The sequence below is a fragment of the Kitasatospora sp. NPDC001547 genome, from assembly GCF_042894165.1.
GTDB lineage: Bacteria > Actinomycetota > Actinomycetes > Streptomycetales > Streptomycetaceae > Kitasatospora.
Map to the genome: position 1 here is coordinate 39,656 of NZ_JBIAVL010000025.1, position 25,447 is coordinate 65,102.

General features: G+C 72.1%; 21 protein-coding genes and 1 rRNA gene. 16 read left to right on the top strand and 6 right to left on the bottom strand.

All coding sequences use genetic code 11. From position 1 onward, the window contains the following. The first annotated feature begins 41 nt into the window (after nt 1–41). The 5 genes from hisC to ACFY0X_RS31325 all read left to right on the top strand — a co-directional run bounded on the left by hisC (nt 42) and on the right by ACFY0X_RS31325 (nt 5,504). Nucleotides 42–1,121 (top strand): histidinol-phosphate transaminase, encoded by a 1,080-nt coding sequence (gene hisC, locus ACFY0X_RS31305; RefSeq protein ID WP_387759637.1) that lies wholly within the window; start codon nt 42–44, stop codon nt 1,119–1,121. A gap of 302 nt (nt 1,122–1,423) precedes the next feature. Further along, complete coding sequence (locus tag ACFY0X_RS31310; RefSeq protein WP_387759638.1) at nt 1,424–2,827, top strand: efflux RND transporter periplasmic adaptor subunit; 1,404 nt, start codon at nt 1,424–1,426, stop codon at nt 2,825–2,827. Nucleotides 2,828–2,835: 8 nt separating this feature from the next. After that, nucleotides 2,836–3,639 (top strand): ABC transporter ATP-binding protein, encoded by an 804-nt coding sequence (locus ACFY0X_RS31315; RefSeq protein ID WP_387759640.1) that lies wholly within the window; start codon nt 2,836–2,838, stop codon nt 3,637–3,639. Beyond that, on the top strand, nt 3,636–4,847 hold the full coding sequence (locus tag ACFY0X_RS31320; protein WP_387759642.1) for an ABC transporter permease: 1,212 nt from the start codon (nt 3,636–3,638) through the stop codon (nt 4,845–4,847). The genes ACFY0X_RS31315 and ACFY0X_RS31320 overlap by 4 nt, the downstream gene beginning before the upstream one ends. 12 nt (nt 4,848–4,859) lie before the next feature. Continuing rightward, complete coding sequence (locus ACFY0X_RS31325) at nt 4,860–5,504, top strand: hypothetical protein (RefSeq protein WP_387759643.1); 645 nt, start codon at nt 4,860–4,862, stop codon at nt 5,502–5,504. A 151-nt stretch (nt 5,505–5,655) separates the two neighbouring features. On the opposite strand, the gene ACFY0X_RS31330 is transcribed toward ACFY0X_RS31325, so the two are convergent. Beyond that, nucleotides 5,656–6,090, bottom strand: a complete 435-nt coding sequence (locus ACFY0X_RS31330; RefSeq protein WP_387759645.1) for a VOC family protein — start codon at nt 6,088–6,090, stop codon at nt 5,656–5,658. A 455-nt stretch (nt 6,091–6,545) separates the two neighbouring features. Between ACFY0X_RS31330 and ACFY0X_RS31335 the strand changes: the two genes are divergently transcribed. Both ACFY0X_RS31335 and ACFY0X_RS31340 read left to right on the top strand, forming a co-directional pair. Further along, nucleotides 6,546–7,025 carry a ricin-type beta-trefoil lectin domain protein gene (locus tag ACFY0X_RS31335; RefSeq protein WP_387759646.1) on the top strand — a complete coding sequence of 160 codons (480 nt, stop codon included), beginning with the start codon at nt 6,546–6,548 and terminating at the stop codon, nt 7,023–7,025. Nucleotides 7,026–7,448: 423 nt separating this feature from the next. Beyond that, entirely contained in the window at nt 7,449–9,209 is a 1,761-nt protein-coding gene (locus ACFY0X_RS31340; RefSeq protein ID WP_387759648.1) for an RICIN domain-containing protein, read from the top strand. A gap of 66 nt (nt 9,210–9,275) precedes the next feature. On the opposite strand, the gene ACFY0X_RS31345 is transcribed toward ACFY0X_RS31340, so the two are convergent. Both ACFY0X_RS31345 and ACFY0X_RS31350 read right to left on the bottom strand, forming a co-directional pair. Beyond that, nucleotides 9,276–11,474 carry a transglycosylase domain-containing protein gene (locus tag ACFY0X_RS31345; protein ID WP_387759650.1) on the bottom strand — a complete coding sequence of 733 codons (2,199 nt, stop codon included), beginning with the start codon at nt 11,472–11,474 and terminating at the stop codon, nt 9,276–9,278. Between the two features lie 266 nt (nt 11,475–11,740). After that, nucleotides 11,741–11,869 (bottom strand): hypothetical protein, encoded by a 129-nt coding sequence (locus ACFY0X_RS31350; RefSeq protein ID WP_387759652.1) that lies wholly within the window; start codon nt 11,867–11,869, stop codon nt 11,741–11,743. 186 nt (nt 11,870–12,055) lie between these two features. Between ACFY0X_RS31350 and aspS the strand changes: the two genes are divergently transcribed. After that, nucleotides 12,056–13,363, top strand: coding sequence for an aspartate--tRNA(Asn) ligase (aspS, locus tag ACFY0X_RS31355; protein ID WP_387759653.1), 1,308 nt, complete (start codon nt 12,056–12,058; stop codon nt 13,361–13,363). 150 nt (nt 13,364–13,513) lie between these two features. Here the strand turns inward: aspS and ACFY0X_RS31360 are convergent, their stop codons facing one another. The 3 genes from ACFY0X_RS31360 to ACFY0X_RS31370 all read right to left on the bottom strand — a co-directional run bounded on the left by ACFY0X_RS31360 (nt 13,514) and on the right by ACFY0X_RS31370 (nt 15,773). Next, nucleotides 13,514–14,227, bottom strand: coding sequence for an IclR family transcriptional regulator (locus ACFY0X_RS31360; protein WP_030246527.1), 714 nt, complete (start codon nt 14,225–14,227; stop codon nt 13,514–13,516). 235 nt (nt 14,228–14,462) lie between these two features. After that, nucleotides 14,463–14,579, bottom strand: a 5S ribosomal RNA gene (rrf, locus tag ACFY0X_RS31365). Nucleotides 14,580–14,654: 75 nt separating this feature from the next. Beyond that, a complete protein-coding gene (locus ACFY0X_RS31370) occupies nt 14,655–15,773 on the bottom strand; it encodes an LUD domain-containing protein (protein ID WP_387759655.1) in 1,119 nt (372 codons plus the stop codon). A gap of 212 nt (nt 15,774–15,985) precedes the next feature. On the opposite strand from ACFY0X_RS31370, the gene sigJ reads away from it, so the two are divergent. The 8 genes from sigJ (at nt 15,986) to cydB (ending at nt 25,443) form a co-directional block, all read left to right on the top strand. After that, entirely contained in the window at nt 15,986–16,873 is an 888-nt protein-coding gene (gene sigJ, locus ACFY0X_RS31375) for an RNA polymerase sigma factor SigJ (RefSeq protein ID WP_387759717.1), read from the top strand. A 230-nt stretch (nt 16,874–17,103) separates the two neighbouring features. Further along, complete coding sequence (locus ACFY0X_RS31380; protein ID WP_387759657.1) at nt 17,104–17,892, top strand: response regulator transcription factor; 789 nt, start codon at nt 17,104–17,106, stop codon at nt 17,890–17,892. Nucleotides 17,893–17,904: 12 nt separating this feature from the next. After that, nucleotides 17,905–19,404, top strand: a complete 1,500-nt coding sequence (locus ACFY0X_RS31385) for a sensor histidine kinase (protein ID WP_387759658.1) — start codon at nt 17,905–17,907, stop codon at nt 19,402–19,404. 272 nt (nt 19,405–19,676) lie between these two features. Continuing rightward, nucleotides 19,677–20,609 (top strand): LAETG motif-containing sortase-dependent surface protein, encoded by a 933-nt coding sequence (locus ACFY0X_RS31390; RefSeq protein WP_387759659.1) that lies wholly within the window; start codon nt 19,677–19,679, stop codon nt 20,607–20,609. A 226-nt stretch (nt 20,610–20,835) separates the two neighbouring features. Then, nucleotides 20,836–21,114 carry a hypothetical protein gene (locus ACFY0X_RS31395; protein ID WP_387759661.1) on the top strand — a complete coding sequence of 93 codons (279 nt, stop codon included), beginning with the start codon at nt 20,836–20,838 and terminating at the stop codon, nt 21,112–21,114. Further along, complete coding sequence (locus tag ACFY0X_RS31400; RefSeq protein WP_387759663.1) at nt 21,107–22,465, top strand: oxygenase MpaB family protein; 1,359 nt, start codon at nt 21,107–21,109, stop codon at nt 22,463–22,465. The genes ACFY0X_RS31395 and ACFY0X_RS31400 overlap by 8 nt, the downstream gene beginning before the upstream one ends. Nucleotides 22,466–22,839: 374 nt before the next feature. Next, entirely contained in the window at nt 22,840–24,384 is a 1,545-nt protein-coding gene (locus ACFY0X_RS31405; RefSeq protein ID WP_387759664.1) for a cytochrome ubiquinol oxidase subunit I, read from the top strand. Between the two features lie 33 nt (nt 24,385–24,417). Then, on the top strand, nt 24,418–25,443 hold the full coding sequence (gene cydB, locus ACFY0X_RS31410; protein WP_387759666.1) for a cytochrome d ubiquinol oxidase subunit II: 1,026 nt from the start codon (nt 24,418–24,420) through the stop codon (nt 25,441–25,443). Nucleotides 25,444–25,447 lie beyond the last annotated feature (4 nt).

Here is a 25,447-nt window from a genome sequence, read left to right on the forward strand (position 1 = left end):
AGCGCACCGGAGAGTTCCGCAACTGGAAACGGAGTACGACCGTGAGCAGTGGTACGTCAGCGCAGGGCCCGCGGCTGCGGCCGACCCTCGACGGCATCCCCACGTACAAGCCCGGCAAGCCGGCCGGCGCCGACGCCTACAAGCTGTCCTCGAACGAGAACCCCTACCCGCCGCTGCCCGGCGTGCTGGAGACGGCGGTCGCCGCGGCCGGTTCGTTCAACCGCTACCCCGACATGGGCGTCACCGAGCTGACCTCGGTGCTCGCCGAGCGCTTCGGGGTGCCCGCCGAGCACATCGCCACCGGCACCGGCTCGGTCGGCATCGCCCAGTCGCTGGTGCTCGTCACGGCCGGCCCGGGCGACGAGGTGATCTTCGCCTGGCGCTCCTTCGAGGCGTACCCGATCGTCGCCACGGTCGCCGGGGCCACGCCCGTCCCGGTGCCGCTCAAGGCGAACGGCGACCACGACCTGGACGCGATGCTCGCCGCGATCACCCCGAACACCCGGCTGATCTTCGTCTGCAACCCCAACAACCCCACCGGCAACGTGATCCACCGCGCCGAGCTGGAGCGCTTCCTGGACGCCGTCCCGGGCGACGTCCTGGTCGTGGTCGACGAGGCCTACATCGAGTTCATCCGCGACCCCGAGGTGCCCAACGGCATCGACCTCTACCGGGACCGCCCGAACGTCTGCGTGCTGCGCACCTTCTCCAAGGCCTACGGCCTGGCGGGCCTGCGGGTCGGCTTCGCGATCGCGCACGAGCCGGTGGCCACCGCGCTGCGCAAGGTCGCCACCCCGTTCGGCGTGAGCCAACTCGCCCAGGCCGCCGCCGTCGCCTCGCTGCGCGCCGAGGAGGCGCTGCTGGTGCGGGTGGAGGCGCTGGTCGAGGAGCGCACCCGGGTGGTGGCCGGGCTGCGCGCCCAGGGCTGGGAGATCCCGGACTCGCAGGCCAACTTCGTCTGGCTCTGGCTGGGCGAGCGCTCGCAGGAGTTCGCCGCCGCGTGCGCCGAGGCCGGCGTGGTCGTGCGGCCGTTCCCGGAGGGCGTGCGGGTGTCGATCGGCGAGGCCGAGGGCAACACGATCTTCCTGTCGGTGGCGGAGGCCTTCCGCAAGTCGCTCTGACTTCTCTGGCTGTCGTTCGGGGCCCGCAGAGGCCCGCAGGGGCGCGTCGGATCTCCGGCGCGCCCCTGCGGCGTTCGGTGCGGGTGCGCCGCTGCGTCTTTCCGCGGGGCTCCTCGCACGTCCTTCCAGAAGGCTGTGGATCACTGGGAGCCCGCTGGGAGTTCGGCCAACAGCCGGCCACGGAGCGGCCAAGGCGCCGACGGAGGACGGGGCATCCGTCCGGAATGCCCGGATCCGGCCGGTCAGTCTTCTCCCAGCCGGTGCCCAGGGCTCCGCAAGAGCCCACCGGGAAGCTGTCCGGCATGAAGGTGCTCCCACGGCGGCGAGGCGCCGTCCTCGTCAACTCCGCGCTCGGCGTGGCCCTGCTGGGCGGGGCCGCCCTGGTGTACGCCACGGTCAGCGGCAGCTCCGGCCCGGCCGCCGCCAGGCCCGCGACCCGTACCGCGACGGTGTCCAAGGGCACCGTCCTGGCCACCGTGTCCGGAACCGGCACCCTGGTCTCACCGACCGACGCGGCCCAGGACTTCACCACCGGCGGCCGGCTCACCGAGGTCAAGGTCGCGGTGGGGGACGCCGTGAAGAAGGGCCAGGTGCTCGCCACCGTCGACACCACGGCGGCCCGGCAGCAGGTGGACGCGGCCGAGGCGGCGCTCACCACCGCCGAGGCCAACCTCACCAAGGCCCGGGCCGGGGTCACCACCACGACCACCGAGCCGCTGCCGGGCACCACCTCCGGGCCCGGGGCCTCCGCGTCCGGGACCGGAGCCGGCAGCGCCGGTGGCGGTCGCGGGGCGGGCGGGAGCAGTACGCCCGCCCCGCAGACCACCACGATCACCACCACCAAGGTCGACGACGCGGCCGTGGCCCAGGCCCAGCAGCAGGTCGCCACCGCGCAGACCAACCTCGCCAACGCCCGGGCGGCGCTGGCGGGGACCACCCTGACCGCCTCGGTGGACGGCACCGTCGCCTCGGTCGCCGGCAAGGTCGGCGACACCGTCGGGGCCACCGCGAGCGGTTCCTCGTCCTCCGCCAAGACGTCCGGGAACGGCGCGAGTCCGACGTCCGCCCCGAGCGGCTTCATCGTGCTCACCAACCCGACCGGGATGCAGGTCACCGCGAACTTCTCCGAGCTCGACTCGCTCAAGCTGAAGAAGGGCGAGGCGGCCACCGTCACCCTGAACGCCCAGTCCGACACCAAGCTCAACGCCACCGTCCTGTCGGTCAGTCCGCTGCCCAGCGGCAGTGGCGGCAGCGGCGGCAACGCGGGCTCCGCCGCCGTCCAGTACGCGGCCACGCTCCAGATCACCGGCGACACCGGCACCCTGCGCACCGGCCTGAGCGCCACCGTCCAGGTGATCACCGGCGAGGCCGACAACGCGCTCTCGCTGCCCGCCTCCGCCCTGTCCGGCACCGGCGCCTCGCGCACCGCGACCCTGGTGCGCCCGGACGGCGCCTCCGAGCGGGTCACCGTCGGCGTCGGGGTCGAGGGCGACAGCACCGTGCAGGTGGTCTCCGGGCTGAAGGAGGGCGACAAGGTCGAACTCCCCACCACCAGCGGCGGGAACGGCTTCCCGAACGCCTCCTTCCCGGGTCTCGGCGGCAACCGGGGCACCGGTGGCGGCGCCGTCCTCCCGGGCGGTGGCAGCGGTGGCGGTGGCGGCGGTGCGGCCGGTGGTGGCGGGGCCGGCCGCGGCGGCAGGGGCTGAGGCCGGTCATGCGTCACGTCATCGACAAGCGCGTCCCGGCGCGTCCCGTCCCGGTGATCCGGATCCGCCGGCTCACCAAGGCGTACGGGCACGGCGACGCCACCGTGCACGCGCTGCGCGGCCCGTCCGACCCCGCGAGCGGCGAGCCGCTGGGCGTCGACCTGGACGTCGAACAGGGCGACTACGTCGCCGTGATGGGCAGCTCGGGCTCCGGCAAGTCCACCCTGATGAACATCCTCGGCTGCCTGGACGTCCCGACCGCCGGCCGCTACCTGCTGGACGGCACCGACGTCGGCCACCTGGACGAGCGGCAGCTCACCCTGGTGCGCAACCGCAGGATCGGCTTCGTCTTCCAGTCCTTCAACCTGGTGCCCCGCACCACCGCCCTCGCCCAGGTCGAGCTGCCGCTCGCCTACGCGGGCGTGCGCACCGCCGAACGGCGCCGCCGGGCGATGGCCGCACTGTCGCTCGTCGGGCTCGCCGACCGGGCCGGCCACAAGCCCAACGAGCTCTCCGGCGGCCAGCAGCAGCGCGTCGCGGTGGCGCGGGCGCTGGTGACGGCGCCCGCGATGCTGCTCGCCGACGAGCCGACCGGCAACCTCGACAGCCGCTCGACGGAGGAGGTGCTGGCCCTGATCGACGGGCTCAACGCCACCGGCCGCACGGTCGTGCTGATCACCCACGAGGACGAGGTCGCCCGGCACGCCAAGCGGGTGCTGCGGCTGGTGGACGGGCAGATCGTGAGCGACCTCCGGCAGGCCCCGGTGGAGGGCCCGCCGCCCGCCCTCCACGAGGCGGAGGTGCCGGCGTGATCCTCTGGCAGACGCTCCGCTTCGCGGCCGGGGGCCTGGCCGCCAACAAGGTGCGCTCGGCGCTCACCATGCTCGGGGTGCTGATCGGCGTGGCCTCGGTGATCCTGCTGCTGGCGGTCGGCAACGGCTCGTCGGTGGCGGTGAAGGAGTCGATCACCTCGCTCGGCACCAACGCGCTGACGGTCAGCGCCGGTTCGGCGAGCGGCGGCTCCCGCGCCACCTCCTCGGTGAAGAGGCTCACGGTCGCCGACGCCAAGGCGCTGGCGAGCGACTCCTCGGCCGACGCCATCAGGTCCGTCGCCCCGGTGGTCACCACCAGCGCGACGGCGCTCTACGGGAACATCTCGTACAACCCGGGCTCGGTCGTCGGCACCTACCCGTCGTACTTCGAGACCGCCAACCAGAAGGTCGCCCACGGCGAGTACTTCACCGACGACGACGTGCTCGCCTCGCGCAAGGTCGCGGTGCTCGGCGCGACGACGGCCAGGCAGCTGTTCGACACCGAGGACCCGGTCGGCCGGGCGGTCGTCCTCGGCGGCACGCCGTTCACCGTGGTCGGCGTGCTCCAGGCCAAGGGCGGCAGCGGCTTCACCGACCCGGACGACGTGGTCGTCGCCCCGCTCCCGACGGTGCAGAACGCGTTCACCGGCTTCGGCCCGGTCAACCAGATCCTGGTCCAGGCCGCGTCCGCGGACAGCACGGCGGCGGCCCAGTCCGAGATCAGCCGCGTCCTGCTCGGCACCCACGCGATCGCCGACCCGGCCAAGGCGGACTTCCGGATCACCAGCCAGGCCTCGCTGCTCACCGCGCGGGAGAGCACCACGAAGACCTTCACCGTGCTGCTCGGCGCGGTGGCGGCGATCTCGCTGCTGGTCGGCGGGATCGGGATCACCAACATCATGCTGGTGACGGTCACCGAGCGGACCAGGGAGATCGGCATCCGCAAGGCGCTCGGCGCCCCGCGCGCGGTGATCCTCGGGCAGTTCCTCACCGAGTCGACACTGCTGTCGGTGATCGGCGCGGGATTGGGAGTGGCGGCCGGGATCGCCGGTTCGCACTTCAGCATCGTCGGCATCAAGCCGGTGGTGATCCCCGAATCGGTGCTCGGCGCGTTCGCGATCGCCGTCGCCATCGGGCTGTTCTTCGGCAGCTACCCCGCCAACCGGGCCGCCTCGCTGCGGCCGATCGACGCCCTCCGGCACGAGTAGGACTCCACTGTCATGAGCAAAGAGATCGCCACGGTCGCCACCGGTGCGCCGGTCGAGGCCGGCACCCCGGCCGGCCCGGCCGAGCAGCTCGCCCTGCTCGCCACCCCGCCGGACGCCCGGGACGTGAGCGCCGAACTGGCCGCGCCGCCACGGCGGAAGCTGCCCTGGCTCAGCCTGGTGCTGGCGGGCGGCGTGATCGCCACGGGGGCGTTCGCGGGCGGGGTCTGGTTCCAGCAGAACCACGGGTCCACCGGTGGGAAGGCCTCGGCCCGGCCCGCGGCCGCCGCTGCGGCGGCTGGTGGCGGGTACGGGCAGAACAACTCCCGTCGTGGGGGCCAGGGCGGGCAGGGGCAGGGCCAGGGCGGGCAGCCCGGTTTCGCGCGGGGCACGGTCAAGGCCGTCGACGGCACCACCGTCTACCTGACCGACACCAACGGCAACACCATCAAGGTCACCACCGGCGACGCGACGAAGGTCCAGCTCAACAAGGAGGGCAAGGTCGCCGACCTGCTGCCCGGCCAGAGCGTGACCGTCGTCGGCACCCCCGACGCCGACGGCGGCTACACGGCCGGCCAGCTGGTCGAGGGAGCCGGTGCGGTCGGCGGCTTCGGCGGAGGTTCCGGTGCGGGGATGCCCAGGAACCCGTCCGGCGGCTGACCCGCAGCCGTCGGACGACCGCGAGGCCCTCGCCCCTTCTGCGGGCGGGGGCCTTCGCGTGCGACTTCGACCACCTGACCGCCGCCACCGCCTGGCGAACCGTCTCGGCGGCCCTTGCTCCTCCGCAAAGGGGCCGCCGATCATGGGGTAATCAGTCGAGGCAGAACTCGTTGCCCTCGACGTCCTGCATGTTGAGGCACGACTCGTTCTTGTCGTCGGCGAGCAGCAGTTGTCCGCGAGTCGCGCCCAGCGGGAGCAGTCGGGCGCACTCGGCCTCCAGCGCCGCCAGGCGTTCCGCTCCCACCAGTCCGGTGCCGACCCGCACGTCGAGGTGGACCCGGTTCTTGACGACCTTGCCCTCGGGGACGCGCTGGAAGTACATGCGCGGGCCCGCGCCCGTGGGATCGCTGGCGGCGAACCAGGCGTCCTGCTCCTCGGGCGGCAGCGAGCGCTGGTACTCGTCCCAGGTGTCGAACCCCTCGGGGATGCGCGGCGGGAGGTACCCCAGGGCCTCGCACCAGAAGCGGCCGACGCGCTCGGGCGAAGCGCAGTCGAAGGTGATCTGGACCTGCTTGACCGATGTCATCGGGCCACCATAGCCATGACCAGAGGGCCACACCGCTCAATTTCCGTGGTGCCGGTCGCCGTCATCGCGGTCGATCTCGTCCCCGGCCGCTGCCCGCCCTGGTACGCCGCTTTCCAGGGCCTCTCCGCCCTCGCCCTGAAGGCCGCCTTCCCCAAGCCCGGTTGATCAACCCCGGCCCCAACTCCACGCAGGAAGTCGGCCGTTCCGACTTCCTGCGCTGGAGGAATTCCTCCCGGCGGCTCCTTGCCCTCACAAGGAGCCGCCGGCCAACCGCTCGCGCACGGTTTTGACCGCCCACGCGTGGGGTTACCCGTTCGGATGAATGTGCTGGGCAACGCCGTTGGTTCGTCGGCGATCGCTGCTATCACTTGCCTTGCGCTCGGGCCCGAGCGGGGAATGGACGTCACGGCCGTGCGTGAATCGCACGGCCTCCAGCGAGAACGGAATCCCGCCTCATGGCAATCGCACTCCGCAGGACGCTCGCCGTCGCCACGCTGGCCCTGACGGCCTCCTTCCTGCCGGCCGGCGGGGCCGGGGCCGCCGACAGCGCCCACCGCGCTCCGCGCACCCCCGGGCTGTACTGCCTGGCCAACGCCTGGAGCACCCCGAACGTGTCGACGAAGCCGTGCGACGCCAACGACTCCGGGCAGCACTGGACCCTCTCGGGTCAGCAGATCTCCCTCACCAAGGCGCGGGCCTACTGCTTCGCCAACACCTGGAACGCCTCGGACGTCTCCGTGAAGCCTTGCGACCCCAGGGACCAGGGCCAGTACTGGACCGTCTCGGGCCAGCAGATCTCGCTGACCTTCGCTCCGGCGTACTGCCTCGCCAACGCCTGGGGCACCGCGAGCGTCTCCACGAAGCCGTGCGACACCTCGGACCGCGGCCAGCACTGGGTCGTCTTCAACGAGCAGATCAGCCTCGCGCTCACCTGATACCGCACTGTCGTGTCCGTTCCGGCGGCCCCTCGCTCCGTGCGAGGGGCCGCCGGTCCATGTAGGGCGTACGTCGGGCCGCTGTCCATCCCTTCAGAGGGGGCGTGGCGACGATGAGCCGTCCCGGTCGGCAGGAGTCCAGAAGACCTCTCGCGGCCGCGGCAACCTTCTCGGGGGCGGTGGCAACTGGGTGGTGTCCGGCCAGGCGGTCCGGTCAAGAGGCAACGGCTGAAAGAGAGCATCGACATGTTCCCTCGCCCATCCACGTCGTCGGAGGCGTCTCCTCCCAGCGGCGGCGCCCGCCGTGGCCGCCCCTCGTTCGGTTCAGCCGTTCCGGGGCGACGGCAGAAGCACCGCAGCCGTCGGCTGTACCAGCGTCGGAGTCTCTGGGCGGCCGTCGCGCTGGCGGTCGTGGGCGGGTCCGTGGCCGTGGTTAACACGGCCTCGGCGGGCGTCGTGGACACCAAGGCCTGGTACACGCTGGTCAACCGCAACAGCGGCGAGGTGCTGGACGGCCTCGGCTACGCCACGCACGACGGTGCGGCGGTGGCGCAGTGGGCCCGTCACGACGGGACCAACCAGCAGTGGCGGTTCATCGACTCGGGTGACGGGAACTACCGGCTGCAGAACCGGAACTCCGGCAAGGTGCTGGACGACTACAACTGGTCGAGGACCGCCGGCTCCGAGCTGGTGCAGTGGCGCGACCTGAACGGCGTCAACCAGCAGTTCCACCTGGAGAAGTCGTCGGACGGCTACGTGCGTCTGATCAATCGCTTCAGCGGCCTGGCCGTCGAGGTCCAGAGCGGCTCCAAGGCCGACGGGGGCCGCGTCGCCCAGTACCACGACTGGGGTGGCGCCAACCAGCAGTGGCAACTCGTCCCGGTCGGGAGCGGCGGCGGCGCCGGGAGCGCGGGGAGCTCCGGCAGCAGCGGGAGCACCGGGAGCACGGGCAGCACCGGGAGCACCGGCAACACCGCCACGCCCTCCAAGCCGGGCGGCAGCGTTCCGACGGGCCAGGCCCCGAGCGGTACCCGCCCGCCGTCGGCCTCGGCCCCGCCGGCGACATCTCCGGCACCCGGCGGCGGCAGTGGCGGTGGCGGCGCCCCGGCGAAGACCTTCATGGGCAGCAGCACGGTGCTCCTCGGCGGCATGATGGAGGACGCCACGTCGAACGCCGCGCCGTTCGACGTGCGGTACGCCTACATCCACAGCCAGCCCGCGCCCTCGTCCGAGGCCTACACGGCCTCGCGCTGCAAGGCCGAGTGGTCGGGCTGGTGGGGCTGCTGGACCGGCGACACCACGGCGCCCGGCACCCAGATAACCCTGAACAACGACCGCGCGTCCAAGGCGACGTACCAGGGCAAGCCGCGCCCGCAGAAGTACCTCTTCACGTGGTACTCGCTGCGCGACCTCGGAGACATGGCGGGCCAGGGCGACGGTCCCGGCGAGGTCCAGGCCATCAACCGAGCCGACCTGCTCACCAAGTACCTGAACGACTACCGCTTCTTCCTCCAGAAGATCGGCAACGCGCAGGACATGATCGACATCGAGCCCGACTTCTGGGGCTACGTGCGCTCGCTCGGCAACCCGCACCAGGTCTCCGCCCAGGTCAAGGCCGCGAACCCGGCGGACTGCGGATCGCAGGAGAACAGCGCCTCCGGCCTGGCCCAGTGCATGATCGCGATGAGCCACAAGTACGCGCCCAACACCGGCGTGGGCCTGCACCTGTCCTGCTTCGACTGGCAGCAGAACACCCCGCAGTGCGTCAAGGACTACGCGGACCTCGGGGCGAAGAACGCCGACTTCCTCGTCACCGACGTGACGGACCGCGACGCGGGCTGGTACGCGCTGCCCGCCCACGGCAGCAAGGACACCTTCTGGAACGACCAGAAGGGCTTCGCCGCCCTCGCGTTCTACAGGACGATGTCCGAGTCGGTGGGCAAGCCGGTGGTCCTGTGGCAGATCCCCCTGGGCAACATGGCGGGGAACAACACCCCCGGCCACTACAAGGACGACAAGGTCGACTGGTTCTTCTCGCACATGGACCAGGTGGCGAACGCACACGTCGGCGCCCTCCTGTTCGGCGCCGGCTGGTCGGAACAGACCACGCCCGAGACCGACGGCGGAAACCTGGTCAACAAGACGACCGCGTACCGCAACTCGGGCGGTACGGCGCTCAAGTAGGCGCCCGCACGGGACGCGCCCCGCCGAGTCGGTGCTCGGCGGGGCGCGTACGTGCAGCGGGTGCGGTCAGCGCGGCTGGTCGGGCGTCTGGGCGGTGGCCGCCGGGCCGGTCGGCGTGCCGGTGGCGTTCGGGGCGGGCTTGGGGGCCGGGTCGGGGATGTCGGCCATCGGCAGGGTCTGCTTGGGCGTGCCGCGCAGGGCCTGGTTCATGGCGTCCCGCCAGATCGGGCCGGGGCCGTCGGCGCCGAACACCTCGGTGCGGTACTTCCCGTTGATGGTGATGTTGCGCATCTCGACGCCGCCCTTGGGGCCGCCGAGCCAGACCGCGGTGGCGAGCTGCGGGGTGTAGCCGTTGAACCAGGCGGCCCGCTTGCGGTCCGAGGTGCCGGTCTTGCCCGCGATCTGGCGGTTGTCCTCCAGGTTGAGCGCCGCGCCGGTGCCGTTGTTCTCGGTCACGCCGTTCAGCACGGTGTTCAGCGCCCGCGCCGTCTCCTCGGAGAACGCCTTCTCGCAGTGGCCGGCCGGGACGGGGACGTCCTTGCCCTCCACGGTGGTGATCCGGTCGATGGCGAGCGGGGCGCAGTGGGTGCCCTGGGCGGCGAAGGTCGCGTAGACGTTGGCCATCGTCAGCGGGCTCATCTCCGCGACGCCCAGGGCCATCGAGGGCACCTCCTCCAGGGGCTTGCCGCTGGCCCTGGTGGTGATGCCGAGCTTGTTGGCCATCTGCTTGACCGCGCAGAGGCCGATGTCCTTCTCCATCAGGACGAAGTAGGTGTTGACCGAGAGGGCCATCGCCTGCTTCAGCTGGTAGGCGCCCTTCTCGTTCGGCGACTCGTTGGGCACCACCGTCTTGGGGCGGGTGTCGTTCCGCCAGGTGCCCGTACAGGTCTTCATCGCCGGGTACTCGATCTTGTTGTCGGACGTGTACTCCTGGGTCGCCGGAAGGCCCGCCTCCAGGGCCGCGGCCGCGATGACCGGCTTGAACGTGGAGCCCGGCTGGAAGCCGTTGCCGCCGCCCATCGCCGCGTCGACGTTGAGGTTGACGACGGTCTCGTTCTTCTCCTCCAGCAGCCCGTACGGGCGGGTCTGGGCCATGGCGAGGATCTTGCCGGTGCCCGGCTCGACCATGGAGACGGCGGCGGAGACGCTGTCGGTGACCCGCACGTTGGAGCTCACCGCGTTCTGGGCGGCGGCCTGCTTGTCCGGGTCCAGCGTGGTGTGGATGTTCAGGCCGCCGGTGTTCCAGAACTTCTTGCGCTCCTCGGCGCTCTTGCCGAAGGCCGGGTCCTGCTTGACCACGTGGCGCACGTAGTCGCAGAAGAAGCCCATCCCGGCCTGGGCCTTGATGCAACCGTTCTGCGGCGCCCTGTAGTTCAGGCCCAACGGGGCGGCCTTCGCCTCCTTCGCCTGGTCGGCGGTGAGGTGCTTGTTCTCCAGCATCTTGTCGATGACGGTGTCGCGGCGGTTCTGCGCGGCCTGCGGGTGCAGCTTCGGGTCGTACTGGGACGGGTTCTGCACCAGCCCGGCGAGGGTCGCGGCCTCGGCGACGGTCAGGTCCTTGTTGCTCTTGCCGAAGTAGCGCTGGGAGGCGGCCTCCACGCCGTAGGCGCCGTTCCCGTAGAAGGTGATGTTGAGGTAGTTGGTGAGGATCTGCTCCTTCGGCAGCTCCTCCTCCAGCTTGATGGCGACCTTGAGCTCCTGGATCTTGCGGCCCAGGGTCTTGCGCTGGGCCTCCAGGACGGCGTCCCGGTCCTCCCCGGCCTGCTCGACGTTGACGTTCTTCACGTACTGCTGGGTCAGCGTCGAGGCGCCCTGCGAGGCGGTGCCGCTCTCCGCGTTCTTGCTGATGGCGCGCAGGACGCCCTTGAGGTCGACGGCGCCGTGCTCGTAGAAGCGCGCGTCCTCGATGTCCACCTGGGCCTGGCGCATGTACGGCGACATCTGATCGGCGGTCAGCACGGTGCGGTCGCGCTCGTAGACCTTGGCGATCAGCCCGCCCTTGGCGTCGAAGATCTGGGTCGCCTGGGTGAGCGGCGGCGTCTTGAAGTCGGAGGGGACGTCCTCGAAGCCCTCGGCCGTGCTCTTGGCCGTCAGTCCGATGCCGCCCGCGACGGGCAGGGCGAGCCCCGCCAGCAGCACACCGGACACGACGCTCACCCCCAGGAAGGTCGCACCGAAGCCGGCCAGCCGGAGCGGCGCCTTGCGGGACGGCCCGCGGTCCGCGTCCTCGGAGGAACTCCATATCGGGGGGCGATTCGATTCCATTCCCGGATGCTAACTCCTGGGAGTGGTCGGGCAAGCGGTTTTTCGGGCACGGCTGTCACGGCTGTGCAACAGGATCCGGAAGGGGGTCCGAAATCGGTTTCGACACGGCAAATCGTATACGTATTGAATGGTTTCGGAAGAATGCGGCGACCAGTGCTCGATATGGCCCGTCGCGCGTGCGGCGGCCTCCCCTCCCGCGGTCCTGTCATCACTCGGATGCGGTGAGCGGGGCGAAAGGTTGCGCCCGCGGTCGTCAGGTGACCGGCTCATCCGGCGTCGGAAGCGCTCTCCAGGACCGCCTCGACATCGACCTCGACGTCGAAGAAGTCGGCACTGCGCAGGTGCGCGTCCCGCTGGCTGGAGCGGAACTCGGGGACCGTCGGCCGCCACCTCACGCAGTCGCCCGCACGGCTCCCGCGCAGCCCCCGGCCGGCTCCCGCGCGGCCCCCGGCCGGCCGGACACGGAGGAAACCGGGCGACCGCGACGGGCTTGGTCCTCTACGGTGAACGCGCCCAGGGCGGTCGTCTACCGCCCGTCGACGTGGCGCGACCAACGCGCCCGCACCCCAGGAGCCGCCGCCATGACGCGCACCCTCGTCTCTGAACTGCACGCACGCCTCGGGGAGACGGTCACCGTCTACGGATGGGTGAACACGCTGCGGCTGCAGCGGCGCATCCAGTTCGTCCTGGTCCGGGACCACACCGGGCTGGTGCAGGTCACCCACCGCCGGGGCGGGGAGGGCGACGCCGTCGAGGCCGCCTTCGAGGGCGTGACGGTCGAGTCCGCCGTGAAGATCACCGGCACGGTGGTCGCCGACCCGCAGGTCAAGCTCGGCGGCCTGGAGATCGTGCCGTCCGTCGTGGAGGTCGTGTCGCCGGCCGAGCCGAAGCTGCCGATCGACGAGCGGACCGGCATCGACCAGCGACTGGACTGGCGGTTCCTGGACATCCGGCGCCCCTCCCAGCGCCTGGTCCTCGAGGTCCAGACGACCGTCGAGCGGGCGATGCGCGAGGTGGCGGCCGAGGAGGGCTTCACCGAGCTGCACACGCCGAAGCTGATGGGGACGGCCTCCGAGTCGGGCGCCGAGGTGTTCGAGGTGGCCTACTTCGGGCGGACCGCCTATCTGGCCCAGTCCCCGCAGTTCTACAAGCAGATGGCGATCGCGGGCGGCATCGACCGGGTCTTCGAGATCGGCCCGGTGTTCCGTGCCGAGCCGTCGTTCACCTCCCGGCACGCCACCGAGTTCACCGGGGTCGACGTCGAGATCGCCTGGATCGACGGGGTCGAGGACGTGATGGCCTTCGAGGAGCGGTTGCTGCACCGCGTCCTGGCCGCCGTGGCCGAGCGGCACGGCGCGGCGATCGCCGAGCACTTCGGCACCCCGGTGACGGTCCCCGAGCTGCCGTTCCCCCGGATCACGATGGCCGACGCGCTGGCCGGGCTCCGCGCCACCGGCTGGGACCCGGAGGGCGTCAAGGACGACCTCGACCCCGAGGGCGAGCGCGCGCTGTGCGGGCTGGTCGCCGAGGAGACCGGGCACGAGTTCGTGTTCGTCACCCGGTTCCCGGCCGCCGTCCGGCCGTTCTACCACCTGCGGCCGGAGGACGACCCGACCGTCACCGAGTCCTTCGACCTGCTGTGGAAGGGCGTGGAGATCACCACCGGCGCCCAGCGCGAGCACCGGTACGACCGGCTCGTCGCCCAGGCCCGGGAGAAGGGCATGGACACCGGGCCGCTCTCCGGGTACCTCGACTGCTTCCGCTACGGCACCCCGCCGCACGGCGGGCTGGGGCTCGGCCTCGGCCGGCTGCTCATGCTGGCCCTGGGGCTGCCGTCGATCCGTGAGGCGACCTTCCTCTTCCGGGGCCCGCACCGCCTCGAACCGTGAGAACGGGGAATCGCGGGGAACGACGGAAGGCCGCGGGGGAAAGGCTGCCGGGAACCGCGGGGAACCGGTGGGCCGGAACACGCGAAGGGCCGCGCCCGAGGAGGTCGTTTCCTCGGGCGCGGCCCTTTCGCGTCTTCCGGCCGTCCTCGGTCAGCTGCGGCGGAGGGCCTCGGTGAGCCGGTTGGCGGCCTCGATGATGGCCTGGGCGTGCAGGCGGCCCGGGTGACGGGTCAGCCGCTCGATGGGCCCGGAGACGGAGACCGCGGCCACCACGCGGTTGGAGGGCCCGCGGACGGGGGCGGAGACGGACGCGACGCCCGGCTCGCGCTCCCCGATGGACTGGGCCCAGCCGCGGCGGCGGACGCCGCTGAGCGCGGTGGCGGTGAAGCGGGCGCCCTGGAGGCCTCGGTGGAGGCGCTCGGGCTCCTCCCAGGCGAGCAGCACCTGGGCGGCGGAGCCGGCCTTCATGGGCAGGGTGCTGCCCACGGGGACGGTGTCGCGCAGGCCGGAGAGCCGTTCGGCCGCGGCGACGCAGATGCGCATCTCGCCCTGGCGGCGGTAGAGCTGCGCGCTCTCCCCGGTGACGTCGCGCAGATGGGTGAGGACGGGGCCCGCGGTGGCGAGCAGTCGGTCCTCACCGGCGGCGGCGGAGAGCTCGGACAGGCGGGGGCCGAGGATGAAGCGGCCCTGCATGTCCCTGGTGACCAGGCGGTGGTGTTCGAGTGCGACGGCGAGTCTGTGGGCGGTGGGGCGCGCCAGACCGGTGGCGGCGACCAGCCCCGCCAGCGTGGCGGGGCCCGACTCCAGTGCGCTGAGCACCAGAGCGGCCTTGTCGAGAACGCCGACGCCGCTAGTGTTGTCCATAGCATGATATTGCAGTCTCAGTCAGCGAGACGCAAGTCTGTTTCGATGTCCGTCATCCTCTCAGATGCCCGCAAAGCGGTTCTTCCGGGCTTCGGCGTCTCACATGCTGGATCCGCCGGGGGCGCTCAGGGGGGGCGGAGGCTGCCGGGAGGTGAAATGGCGGGCGAAGCGGCGGGCGGAATGCAAAAAGCCCCTGCCGTGTCACTGTCGGACACGGCAGGGGCCGTTGAGAAGAATTCGGCGGCGTCCTACTCTCCCACAGGGTCCCCCCTGCAGTACCATCGGCGCTGAAAGGCTTAGCTTCCGGGTTCGGAATGGAGCCGGGCGTTTCCCTCTCGCTATGACCACCGAAATGATCGGGCCGGGCAATTGCTCGAAAGCATTGCCTTCGCCTCGTCGCGAATCATAGCAGTCGCCCCCGGGCCGATCAGAAGCCGACGGCCTCGCGCAGCAGCAGGACGGTCCCCCGGGAGAGCCGGGCCGGGGCGTTGAGCACCAGGAGCTGGTTCACGGCGCTCGGCCGCCCGTACGCGGCCCGGGCGCGCTCGGACTCCAGCGGGAGGACGTGGGTCTCGACGCGCCGCAGGGCGGCCGGGAGGTCCGGTACGACCTTCTGGGCGCCGACGATCCAGATCGCCCGGCCGGCGCCGCCGACGTACCCGGGCAGCTGGCTGCCGGTGGCCGAGGCGACGACCAGCGAACCGGTCTCGGTGACGGCGGCGACGCTGCCGAGCACCACGTCCGGGGTGGCGACCATCCGGCGCAGCTCGTCGGCCTCGGCGACCCGGTCCATGCCCAGCGCCCGGGGTTTCACGGCCCGGTAGCGGTCGCCGGTGTTGACGTCCTCCTCGATTCCGGAGAGCCGGAGGGTCTCGCTGGCCCCGGTGAGGACGGTGGCGCCGGCCGGGACCAGCTCCGCGACCCGGGCGCGCGCGGCGGCGGTGTCGTCCAGGAGCTCGACGGTGAAGCCGTTCGCCGCCAGTGCGGCGGCCGCCCGTTCCAGCCGGTCGGCGGGCGCCGGGTCCGAGTACGGGGCCGACCCGGTCGCGCCCCGCTCCCAGCCGCCGGGGCCCTGCCCCCAGCCGCTCGCGCCCGGCCCGGCCCCGCCGGCGCGCGGAGCCGAGCCGGTCAGCGGGCTGGTGTCCAGGTACCGGGTCTCGTAGACCCGCTCGGTGAACCGCCAGCCGTCCGCCGTGCGCCGGTAACGGTCGTGGTAGACGGCGTAGTTGAGGCCCTGGACGCCGTTCTTCAGCCGGACGATCTCGTGCATGTGGGCACGCCCGGCCGCGGTGTCGCCGTCGATCCGGATCGCGCCCGGGTGGGTGTTCTGGATGAAGAAGTCCCAGTGCTCCTGGAGCTTCTCGCCGCCGATCCGGATCTGCTCCGGACCGATCAGCTCGACCGGGACGTCGGGCATCCGCAGCACGCCGTCCGGGGTGAACAGAAGGGCGAGGCGGGCGCGGTCGCGCATCATCACCGCGTCGGTGAACTCGGCCTGCAGGGCCGCGATCTCGACGCGGTCGGCGATCGCCTGGAAGTCGTTCATCGGATTCTCCGTTTCCCCGTTCCGTATGACCGGTGCGATCGGTACGACAGAACAGCCGCTCGAAACGTGAGGTGGGGAGGAGGACGTCACATCCCGGGCCGCTGCGATGTCATGAGGGGGAGGAAGGACCGTCGAGTCGAAGTGGAAGGGGTGGGGACACGGTGCGGGACGACGAGGGCGACACCACGACCGAGCCGGGCCTGGGCGCGATCATGAGCGAGCGGCGCCGACTGATCAACCTGGCGTACCGGCTGCTCGGTTCGCTGGCCGACGCCGAGGACGCGGTGCAGGAGACCTACGCCCGGTGGTACGCGCTGCCCCGGCGGGAGCGGGAGGCGATCGCCTCGCCCGGCGGCTGGCTGACCACGGTGGCCAGCCGGATCTGCCTCAACCTGCTCGGCTCGGCGCGGGCGCGGCGGGAGCGCTACGTGGGCGAGTGGATCCCCGAGCCGCTGCCCGCGCCCCGGGAGTGGACGGACGCCGCGGCCGACCCGGCGGCGGATCCGGCCGACCGGATCACCCTGGACGAGTCGGTGAGCATGGCGTTCCTGGTGGTCCTGGAGGCCATGACCCCGGCCGAGCGCGTCGCCTTCGTCCTCCACGACGTCTTCCGCTACCCCTTCGCCGAGGTGGCCGCGATCGTCGGCCGCAGCCCGGCCGCCTGCCGCCAGCTGGCCACCTCCGCCCGCCGCCGGATCCGGGCCGCCCAGGCCCCGGCGGTGCCGACGAGCGCCCAGGCCGGCGTCGTCCGGGAGTTCAAACGGGCCTGGGAGGCCAAGGACCTCAGGTCGCTGATGGACGTCCTGGACCCGCAGGCCACCGTGATCGCCGACGGCGGCGGCCTGGTCGGCGCGCTGCTGCACCCGCTGACCGGGCGCGAGCGGATCGCCGCCGCCCACCTGGACTCGGACCGCTTCGCGGCGGGCATCACGCTGCTGGAGTGCACCGTCAACGGCCTGCCCGGTCTGGTCGCCCGGAAGGACGGCGTCATCGTCACGGTGTTCGCGTTCCGGATCGCCGAGGGCCTGATCACCCACATCTGGGCGGTGCGCAACCCGGAGAAGCTCCGGCCCTGGACAGGGGAGGGGCTCCGGCTCTGACGGGAGGGCGGCCGCAGGGGCGCGATGCGCAGGAGTGAGGCGCGTCACGCCCCGCGCGCTCCCCGTTCGTCGTGTTCACGCCCGTGCGCACACCACCGAGCCCACCCCTGTGCACCGATCGCCCAAAAACCGACCGATAAGGTGTTAATCCAACATTCATCCATGCCGCATAGCCTCCGGGGGCTAGCCTCATGCTGAACGTCATCGTCCGACCGGGAGGCGAAAGCCCCGTGCAAGGCACTGTCACCACACCAGGCGGCTCCACGGTGGCCGGGGGCCAGGGCGAAGCGTTCCTGCTCGTCGTGGACGACGAGCCCAACATCCGCGAGCTGCTCTCCGCCTCGCTGCGCTTCTCCGGCTTCCGCGTCGCCTCCGCCGCCACCGGCACCGAGGCGCTCGAACTGGTCGCCGCCGAGCGCCCGGACCTGGTCGTGCTCGACGTGATGCTCCCCGACCTCGACGGCTTCACCGTCGTCGAGAAGCTGCGCGAGCGCACCAGCCGCGGCCAGATAGCCGGCCCGGCCCACGGGCACCCCGGCGACCACCTGCCGGTGCTCTTCCTCACCGCCAAGGACGGCGTCGGCGACAAGGTGCAGGGCCTGGCCGCCGGTGCGGACGACTACGTCACCAAGCCGTTCAGCCTGGAGGAGCTGATCGCCCGGATCCGCGCCATCCTGCGCCGGGCCGGCGGGCCCGCCGAGGACGGCCGGCTGGTCGTCGCCGACCTCAGCCTCGACCCGGTCGCCCACGAGGTCACCCGCGGCGGCACCCTGGTCTCGCTCTCCCCGACCGAGTTCAAGCTGCTGCACTACCTGATGGCCAACGTCGGCCGGGTGGTCTCCAAGGCGCAGATCCTCGACCACGTCTGGGCCTACGACTTCGGCGGGGACCTCTCCATCGTCGAGTCGTACATCTCCTACCTGCGCCGCAAGCTCGACTCCGGCCCGGTGCACGGCCCCAAGCTGATCCACACCGTGCGCGGCATCGGCTACGCCCTGCGCCGCCCCCCGCAGGGCTGACCGGGCCCGTCCGTGTTCGCCCGGTTCTCCTCCCGGCTGTCGCTGCGCGCCCGGCTGCTGGTGCTCGCCCTCGCCCTGGTCACCACCGGGCTCGCGGTCAGCGACGCCTTCGTGCTCGGCACCGTACGGAACCAGCTGGTGCACCAGCTCGACGAGCAGCTCCAGCGGTACGGGCCGCCGCTGTCCCGCAAGCCCCCCGGCCAGCTGACCGCGCCGACCGCCGGGCGGCCCGCCGTCGCCGGGCGGCGGGTCAGCCTGCCCAGCCAGTACCTGGTGGAGTACCTCTCCTCGGACGGCAAGGTCCAGGCGGTGATGCGCCAGCCCGTCTCCGACACCGACCCGGCGCCCCAGCTGGCCGGACTCGACCCGACCCGGACCGCCCCCGACGTCCCCTTCGACCTGCCCGACCAGCGCGGTCAGCACAGCTGGCGGGTGCTGGTGCTGCCGCTCCAGGCCCCCCGCGGGCAGGCCGCCAACCCCAGCGCGTACGCCTCGCCGACGGTCACCCCGACCCACGTCATGGTGGCGGTCTCCCGCGAGGACATCGACGCCACCATCGGCAAGCTGAGCACCTCCTTCCTGGCCATCGGCGGCGGCGTCCTGCTGCTGATCGCCGGGCTCGGCTTCTTCGCGGTACGAGCCGGCCTGCGGCCGCTGCGCCGGATCGAGGAGGGCGCCGAGCGGATCGCGGCCGGCGAACTCTCGCACCGGATGCCGGAGCTGTCGCCGGGCACCGAGGTCGGCCGGCTGTCGATCGCGCTCAACGGGATGCTCACCCAGATCGAGGCCGCCTTCGCGGCCCGCGCCGAGTCCGAGGCCCGGATGCGGCGCTTCGTCGCCGACGCCTCGCACGAGCTGCGCACCCCGCTGGCCGGCATCCGCGGCTTCGCCGAGCTGTACCGGATGGGCGCGCTGCCCACCGACGCCGACGTCAAGCGGACCATGACCCGGATCGAGAGCGAGGCCGACCGGATGGGCGCGCTGGTCGAGGACCTGCTGGTGCTCGCCCGGCTGGACGAGGAACGCCCGCTCGACCTCGCCCCGATGGACCTGCGCACCCTCGCCGCCGACGCGCTGCACGACCTCACCGCCCTCGACCCGAGCCGCCCGGTCGCGCTCACCGGCCCGGCGGGCACCGGCGCGCCCGGGGCGGCGCCCGTCATCGGCGACGAGGCCCGGCTGCGGCAGGTGGTCACCAACCTGGTCGGCAACGCGGTCAAGCACACCCCGCCCGGCACCCCGGTCCGGATCGGGGTGGGCGCCGGCCCCGGCGGCATCTGCCTGCTGGAGGTCGCCGACTCCGGCCCCGGCCTCACCGAGGAGCAGGCCCGCCAGGTCTTCGACCGGTTCTTCCGGGTCGACCCCTCCCGCAGCCGCGACAACGGCGGCGGCGCCGGCCTCGGCCTCGCCATCGCCACCGCCCTCACCCGCGCCCACGGCGGCACCCTCACCCTGCGCACCGCCCCGGGCGAGGGCGCCACCTTCCGGGTCGAACTGCCCCATCAGCGCTGACCGGAATTCCCGGGCGCGGGACTTCCCCGCCAGTCCCGCCCGAAAGGCCCGAAAGCCCGAAAGTCCGGAATCCGGGCATTCGGGGCGCGGATCCCGTCGAATTTGTCGACTCGTCAATTCTTCCGGCTAACCAGGAAACCGCGGCGCCCGGTCATTGCCGGAATCCGGCATGGAGCGTCAAGAAAGCGTATGCCTATGATCAACACTGCCCGGCCGTCGGAATCCTGCCCGGCCGGGACATCTGCATTCCTTCAGGCCCGAAAGGGGTCATCGTGAACCTCCGCCGTTCGCTGGTCTCGGCCGCCGTCGTCGCCGCCGTCGTCTCGCCCGCCGTGATCTCCGCCGCCCCCGCCTTCGCGGAGTCGGCCGGGGTGGCGCAGACCCGGAGCGACAACGGTTCGATCGCCGAGCTGGAGCGGGCCGCCGCCGACGCCGCCAAGGCCTACGCGGCCGCCGTCGCCAACGAGGCCAAGGTGCAGGCCGAGACCTCCGCCTTCCTCAACAACTCGCAGCCGTACCTGGGCAGGTACCAGGAGGCCGAGGCCGCCGCGGTGCAGGCCGCTGCGGCCAAGGCCACCGCCGAGAAGGAGGCCAGGGCGGCCGCCGACGCGTACGGTTCCGCCTCGGAGGAGGACCTGCCCAAGGCCAAGGAGCGGATGCTCAAGGCGTTCGCCGCCGCCAACGCCGCCACCGCCGCGGACGAGAAGGCGAAGGCCGCCGTGACCGCCGCGCGCGACGCCGTGAGCGACGCCAGGGTCGAGTCGGTCCGGCGGATCCACGCGGCGCAGCAGGGCACCGCGGCCGCGGCCGCCGCCAAGGCCGCCGCGGACAAGGCCCTCGCCGACGCCAGGGCGGCCGCCGAGAAGCCGGTGGAGAAGCCCGTCGAGAAGCCGGTGGACAAGCCGGTCGAGAAGCCGGTGGACAAGCCGGCCGCCGTCACCCCGGTCTCCGACCACACCACCACCACGACCAAGACCACCACCACCGCCAACAAGGCGTCCACCTCGGCCACTTCGGCCACCACCGGCTCGGCCGCCCCGACCACCGCCCGGGCCACCACCGGCTCGGCCAGCGAGCTCGCCGAGACCGGTTCCGACCCGGCCACCCCGTACCTGGCCCTGGGCGCCGGCCTCGCGATCAGCCTCGGCGCCGCCGCCCTCTACGCCTCCCGCCGCAAGCCGGCCACCGCCCGCTCCAGCTCCTGACCCACCCCGTTCGCGCCCGCTCGGGAGGAGGGCGCGACCACCCGGAACCGCAGGACAGGCCAACGGCCCGTCCTGCGGTTCCGGCGTTCCCGGCCCCGAAACTCCTCGATCGGGTGAACCAACCGCCGTTCACCCGCCCGGCCCCTCGGTCGTGTGCGACCGTCCAGCCGTTGCCCGTGCGGACTCGCGCGGGCTGATCACACCGGACGGGAAGTGGGGTGTCTCCATGAGCGCGCTCGTCGCCGAGAGGACCGTCGCCGTGAACCTGGACCAGTCGCTGTGGCAGGCGTGGGAGTCCGTGGACGTGCCCGAGGGCTTCCGAGCGGAGATCGTCGACGACCACGACGACGGCGGTGCCGTGACCGTCCTCACCGATCCGGACGCCGGGCGCCGTGACTGCACCTCCTCGACCCGCGCCCCGTACGGCAAGGAGGCCGTGATTCCCGAGCGCCCCGCCAGGGGCTTCGTGGTCGGCCCCGGCATCACCGGCGAACTCCGTGGCTGACCGCGGCGCGTCGTTCAGACGGGACCTGTCGGAGTGGCGGGTGGCGCTGGTCGCCTGGCGGCTGCTGGTGCTGCAGGCGGCGGACCCGGTGGTGTCGGCGGGAATGGTGGAGCACTCGACGTACCGGGCGCACCCGTGGCGGCGGGTGGAGCACACGCTGGGCAGCGGTCGACGGCTGTTCTACCAGGACGCGGAGACGCTGCGCCGGGAGGTCGCCCGGCTGGACCGGGCGCACAAGCGGATCCGGGGGACGGGACCGGACGGGCGCCCGTACGACGCCCGGGACGCGGCGACCAGGGCGTGGGTGCTGCTGACGCTCTTCGAGTGCGTGGTCGCCATGCGCCGGCTGGGCGGGGACCCGTACGACGCGGGGGAAACGGCACAGGCGTACGCGGAGTTCCGGGAGGCGGTCGCCGCCTTCGGCCTTCCCGAGGGCGAGATCCCGGCCACCGCGGAGGAGTTGCCGGCCTACTTCGCCCGGTACGCGCGGGAGCGGCTGGAGTTCACCGAGGCGGCGCGCTTCCTCCTGTACGACCTCCTGCGCGAGGCGCCCCGGCCGCGCCGGCTCCGGTTCCTCGGCGACGCGGGTTGGCGGGTGGTGCGGGTGGTGGTGGCCCGGGCGGTCCGCGAGCTGACGGTGGCGGACCTGCCGCCGGTGGTGCGGGAGCGGTTCGGGCTGGTGCGCACCCGGCGGGCCGCGCTGCTGTCCGCCGTGCTGCACCGGGGCGCGGGCGCCGTCGTCCCCCTCCTCCCGGACCGGCTGCGCTACCGCGACCCGGAGCCGTCCCGGCCGAAGCGCCGCCGCCCGCACCGGGATTCCCGCGGGCCCCGGGTGGACCGCTTCTTCCGCGAGGTGCTGGACCAGACCGGCGACGGGTTCGTCACCGTGCACGACCTGCGGGCGATGGCGCACAACGTGTGCTGGCGGCTGGAGCTGGACGAGGCCGGCGAGGCCCGGGTGTACGAGGCCTTCGACACCTGGTGGGAGCAGCTGCGCGCGGTGATGGACTCCGACGGGGACGGGCGGGTGAGCCGGGAGGAGTTCGTGGCGGCCACCCTGGCCGGCTGCGACCGGGACGAGGCCTACCTGGAGCGGGGGCTGCTGCCCGCGCTGCGGGCGGTGTTCACCGCGGCGGACACCGACGGCAGCGGCTTCCTGGAGTTCGACGAGTACCGCGTGGTGTTCGGCGGGGAGCGGGTGGACCCGGTGGAGCTGTCGCACGGTTTCCGCCGACTGGACACCGACGGGGACGGCCGGATCACCCGGGAGGAGTTCCTCGCCGGATTCATCGGGTTCTTCACGGCCCGCGCCGACTCCGCCCCGGGCGCCGAGCTCCTCGGCCGGGCGTAGCGGCACGGTCTCCGGGACCGGCCCGCCAATCCCGCCGGGCACCGGCCCGCTAGCACGCCCCGCCCGCCGACGCGAGCGGGGCGTCGGCCTGTCAAGCGCCGGTTCGGCCAAGAAGCCCGCCGGGTCCGCCCGGTCGTTCGTTGTCCCGGTGCCCTCGGGCTCCGCAGACTGTGCGCACCGTCACGCACCGCCGCGCCGAGTCAACCCCACCCCGCCTGGGATTCCTTCGTAAGGATGATGGATACTGGCCCTTGTGAACGTGTTCACGTTCACAAGCGGACAAGCCTGCGCGGTCGGCAACGGTCCGACGGCTACAGATGAAGTTGTCCGGAAGATGCCCGTCCTCGCGCGGGCAGGTTGGGAGAGAGGGCGACGTGGAACTGGCAATCGCTCACGAGACCATCGCCCGATGGCAATTCGGGATCACCACCGTCTACCACTTCCTCTTCGTCCCGCTCACGATCAGCCTGGCCGCGATCGTGGCCGGTCTGGAGACCGCCTGGGTGCGGACGAACAAGGAGAAGTACTTCCACGCGACCAAGTTCTGGGGAAAGCTCTTCCTCATCAACATCGCGATGGGCGTGGTCACGGGCATCGTCCAGGAGTTCCAGTTCGGCATGAACTGGTCCGACTACTCCCGCTTCGTCGGCGACGTCTTCGGCGCCCCGCTCGCGATGGAGGCGCTGATCGCCTTCTTCTTCGAGTCCACCTTCATCGGCCTGTGGATCTTCGGCTGGGACAAGCTGCCGAGGAAGATCCACTGCGCCTGCATGTGGATGGTGTCCCTCGGCACCGTGCTCTCCGGCTACTTCATCCTGGCCGCCAACTCCTGGATGCAGCACCCGGTCGGCTACGCGATCGACCCGGTCACCGGCAAGGCCCGGCTGACCGACGTCGTCCAGGTGCTGTTCCAGAACACCACCCTGGTGGTGGTCTTCCACACCCTGACCGCCGCCTTCCTCACCGGCGCGGCCTTCGTCGTCGGCATCGCCTCCTTCCACCTCTGGAGGGCCAAGCGCAGGCCGGAGACCGCCGACCCGAAGAGGACCGCCGTGATGCGCACCTCGCTGCGGCTCGGCCTGGTGCTCGCGGTGGTCTTCGGCGCCGGCACCGCGCTCAGCGGCGACACCCTGGGCAAGGTCATGTTCGAGCAGCAGCCGATGAAGATGGCCGCCGCCGAGGCGCTCTGGGAGACCCAGTCGCCGGCGCCGTTCTCGGTCTTCGCGGTCGGTGACGTCAGCAAGGGCCACAACTCCGTGGCGCTGGAGGTCCCGGGGATACTCTCCTTCCTCGCCCACAACGACTTCAGCTCGTCCGTCCCCGGCATCAACGACACCGCGGCCGCGGAAGCCGCCCAGCACGGCGGGGACCCCAAGGACTACATCCCGAGCATCTTCGTCACCTACTGGGGCTTCCGCCTCATGATCGGCTTCGGGATGACCTCGTTCCTGGCCGGCCTGATCGGCCTGTGGACCACCCGGAAGAAGCTCTTCCTGCGCCCCGGGTTCCGCACCGGCGACAGCGAGGTGCCCCGGCTGATGCTCACCCCCGGGCGCGAGCTGGGGCCGCTGCTGACCAGGTGGAGCTGGCGGATCGGCATCCTGACCATGGGCTTCCCGCTGATCGCCAACAGCTTCGGCTGGATCTTCACCGAGATGGGCCGTCAGCCCTGGGCCGTCTTCGGCCTGATGACCACGGCCGGCGCGGTCTCCCCCAACGTCGGCATCGGCACCCAGGTCGGCGCGCTGGCCACCTTCACCGCGCTGTACGCGGTCCTGGCGGTCATCGAGGTCCGGCTGCTGGTCAAGTACGCCAAGGCCGGCCCGGAGGTGACCGAGCAGCCGCCCACCAAGGACCCGTCGCTGCGCGGGCCGTCCTCGGACGAGGACGCCGACAAGCCGCTCGCCTTCGCCTACTGAGGCGCCGGGACACCGGGGAACTGAGGATCTGAGATGCAACTCCACGACGTCTGGTTCGTGCTGATCGCGGTCCTGTGGATCGGCTACTTCTTCCTGGAGGGCTTCGACTTCGGGATCGGCGTGCTCACCAAGCCGCTGGCCCGCGACACCGCCGAACGCCGGGTGCTGATCAACACCATCGGCCCGGTCTGGGACGGCAACGAGGTCTGGCTGCTGACCGCGGGCGGCGCCACCTTCGCGGCCTTCCCGGACTGGTACGCGACGCTCTTCAGCGGCTTCTACATCCCGCTGCTGGTCATCCTGGTCTGCCTGATCGTCCGCGGCGTGGCCTTCGAGTACCGGCACAAGCGCGACGGCGAACGCTGGCAGCGGAACTGGGAGGAGGCCCTGTTCTGGACCTCGCTGCTCCCGGCCTTCCTCTGGGGCGTGGTCTTCGCCGACATCGTGCGCGGCGTGGACATCGACGCCCAGAAGAACTACACCGGCGGCCTCTGGGACCTGCTGAACCCGTACGCGCTGCTCGGCGGCCTGGTGACGCTCGCCCTGTTCACCTTCCACGGCTCGGTGTTCGCCGCGCTCAAGACGGTCGGCGAGATCCGCGACCGGGCCCGCCGGGCCGCCCTGCAGACCGGGCTGGCCACCGCCGTGCTGGCACTGGTCTTCCTGGTCTGGACCCAGGCCGACCACGGCAACGGCCGCAGCCTCGCCGCGCTGGTCGTCGCGGTGGTCGCGCTGGTCGCCGCCCTGGCGGCCAACCAGCTCGGACGGGAGGGCTGGGCGTTCGCGCTCTCCGGGGTGACGGTGGTGGCCGCGGTCGGGATGCTCTTCCTGGCGCTCTTCCCGGACGTCATGCCCTCCACCCTGAACCCGGAGTGGAGCCTGACCGTCGGCAACGCGGCCTCCTCGCCGTACACGCTGAAGGTGATGACCGTCGTGGCGGCGGTCTTCACCCCGCTGGTGATGCTCTACCAGGGCTGGACCTACTGGGTGTTCCGCAAGCGGATCGGCGTCCAGCACATCCCCGGGCACCACCCGGCCGCCCCGCTCGACCAGGCCTGACGCC

What these genes read in the sequence shown, in the direction of transcription:
- ACFY0X_RS31315 (WP_387759640.1), top strand. Translation starts at nt 2,836, where the DNA reads ATGCGTCACGTCATCGACAAGCGCGTCCCGGCGCGTCCCGTCCCGGTG.
- ACFY0X_RS31310 (WP_387759638.1), top strand. Translation starts at nt 1,424, where the DNA reads ATGAAGGTGCTCCCACGGCGGCGAGGCGCCGTCCTCGTCAACTCCGCG.
- ACFY0X_RS31360 (WP_030246527.1), bottom strand. Translation starts at nt 14,227, where the DNA reads ATGGACAACACTAGCGGCGTCGGCGTTCTCGACAAGGCCGCTCTGGTG.
- aspS (WP_387759653.1), top strand. Translation starts at nt 12,056, where the DNA reads ATGACGCGCACCCTCGTCTCTGAACTGCACGCACGCCTCGGGGAGACG.
- ACFY0X_RS31330 (WP_387759645.1), bottom strand. Translation starts at nt 6,090, where the DNA reads ATGACATCGGTCAAGCAGGTCCAGATCACCTTCGACTGCGCTTCGCCC.
- ACFY0X_RS31335 (WP_387759646.1), top strand. Translation starts at nt 6,546, where the DNA reads ATGGCAATCGCACTCCGCAGGACGCTCGCCGTCGCCACGCTGGCCCTG.
- ACFY0X_RS31370 (WP_387759655.1), bottom strand. Translation starts at nt 15,773, where the DNA reads ATGAACGACTTCCAGGCGATCGCCGACCGCGTCGAGATCGCGGCCCTG.
- cydB (WP_387759666.1), top strand. Translation starts at nt 24,418, where the DNA reads ATGCAACTCCACGACGTCTGGTTCGTGCTGATCGCGGTCCTGTGGATC.
- sigJ (WP_387759717.1), top strand. Translation starts at nt 15,986, where the DNA reads ATGAGCGAGCGGCGCCGACTGATCAACCTGGCGTACCGGCTGCTCGGT.
- ACFY0X_RS31345 (WP_387759650.1), bottom strand. Translation starts at nt 11,474, where the DNA reads ATGGAATCGAATCGCCCCCCGATATGGAGTTCCTCCGAGGACGCGGAC.
- ACFY0X_RS31395 (WP_387759661.1), top strand. Translation starts at nt 20,836, where the DNA reads ATGAGCGCGCTCGTCGCCGAGAGGACCGTCGCCGTGAACCTGGACCAG.
- ACFY0X_RS31325 (WP_387759643.1), top strand. Translation starts at nt 4,860, where the DNA reads ATGAGCAAAGAGATCGCCACGGTCGCCACCGGTGCGCCGGTCGAGGCC.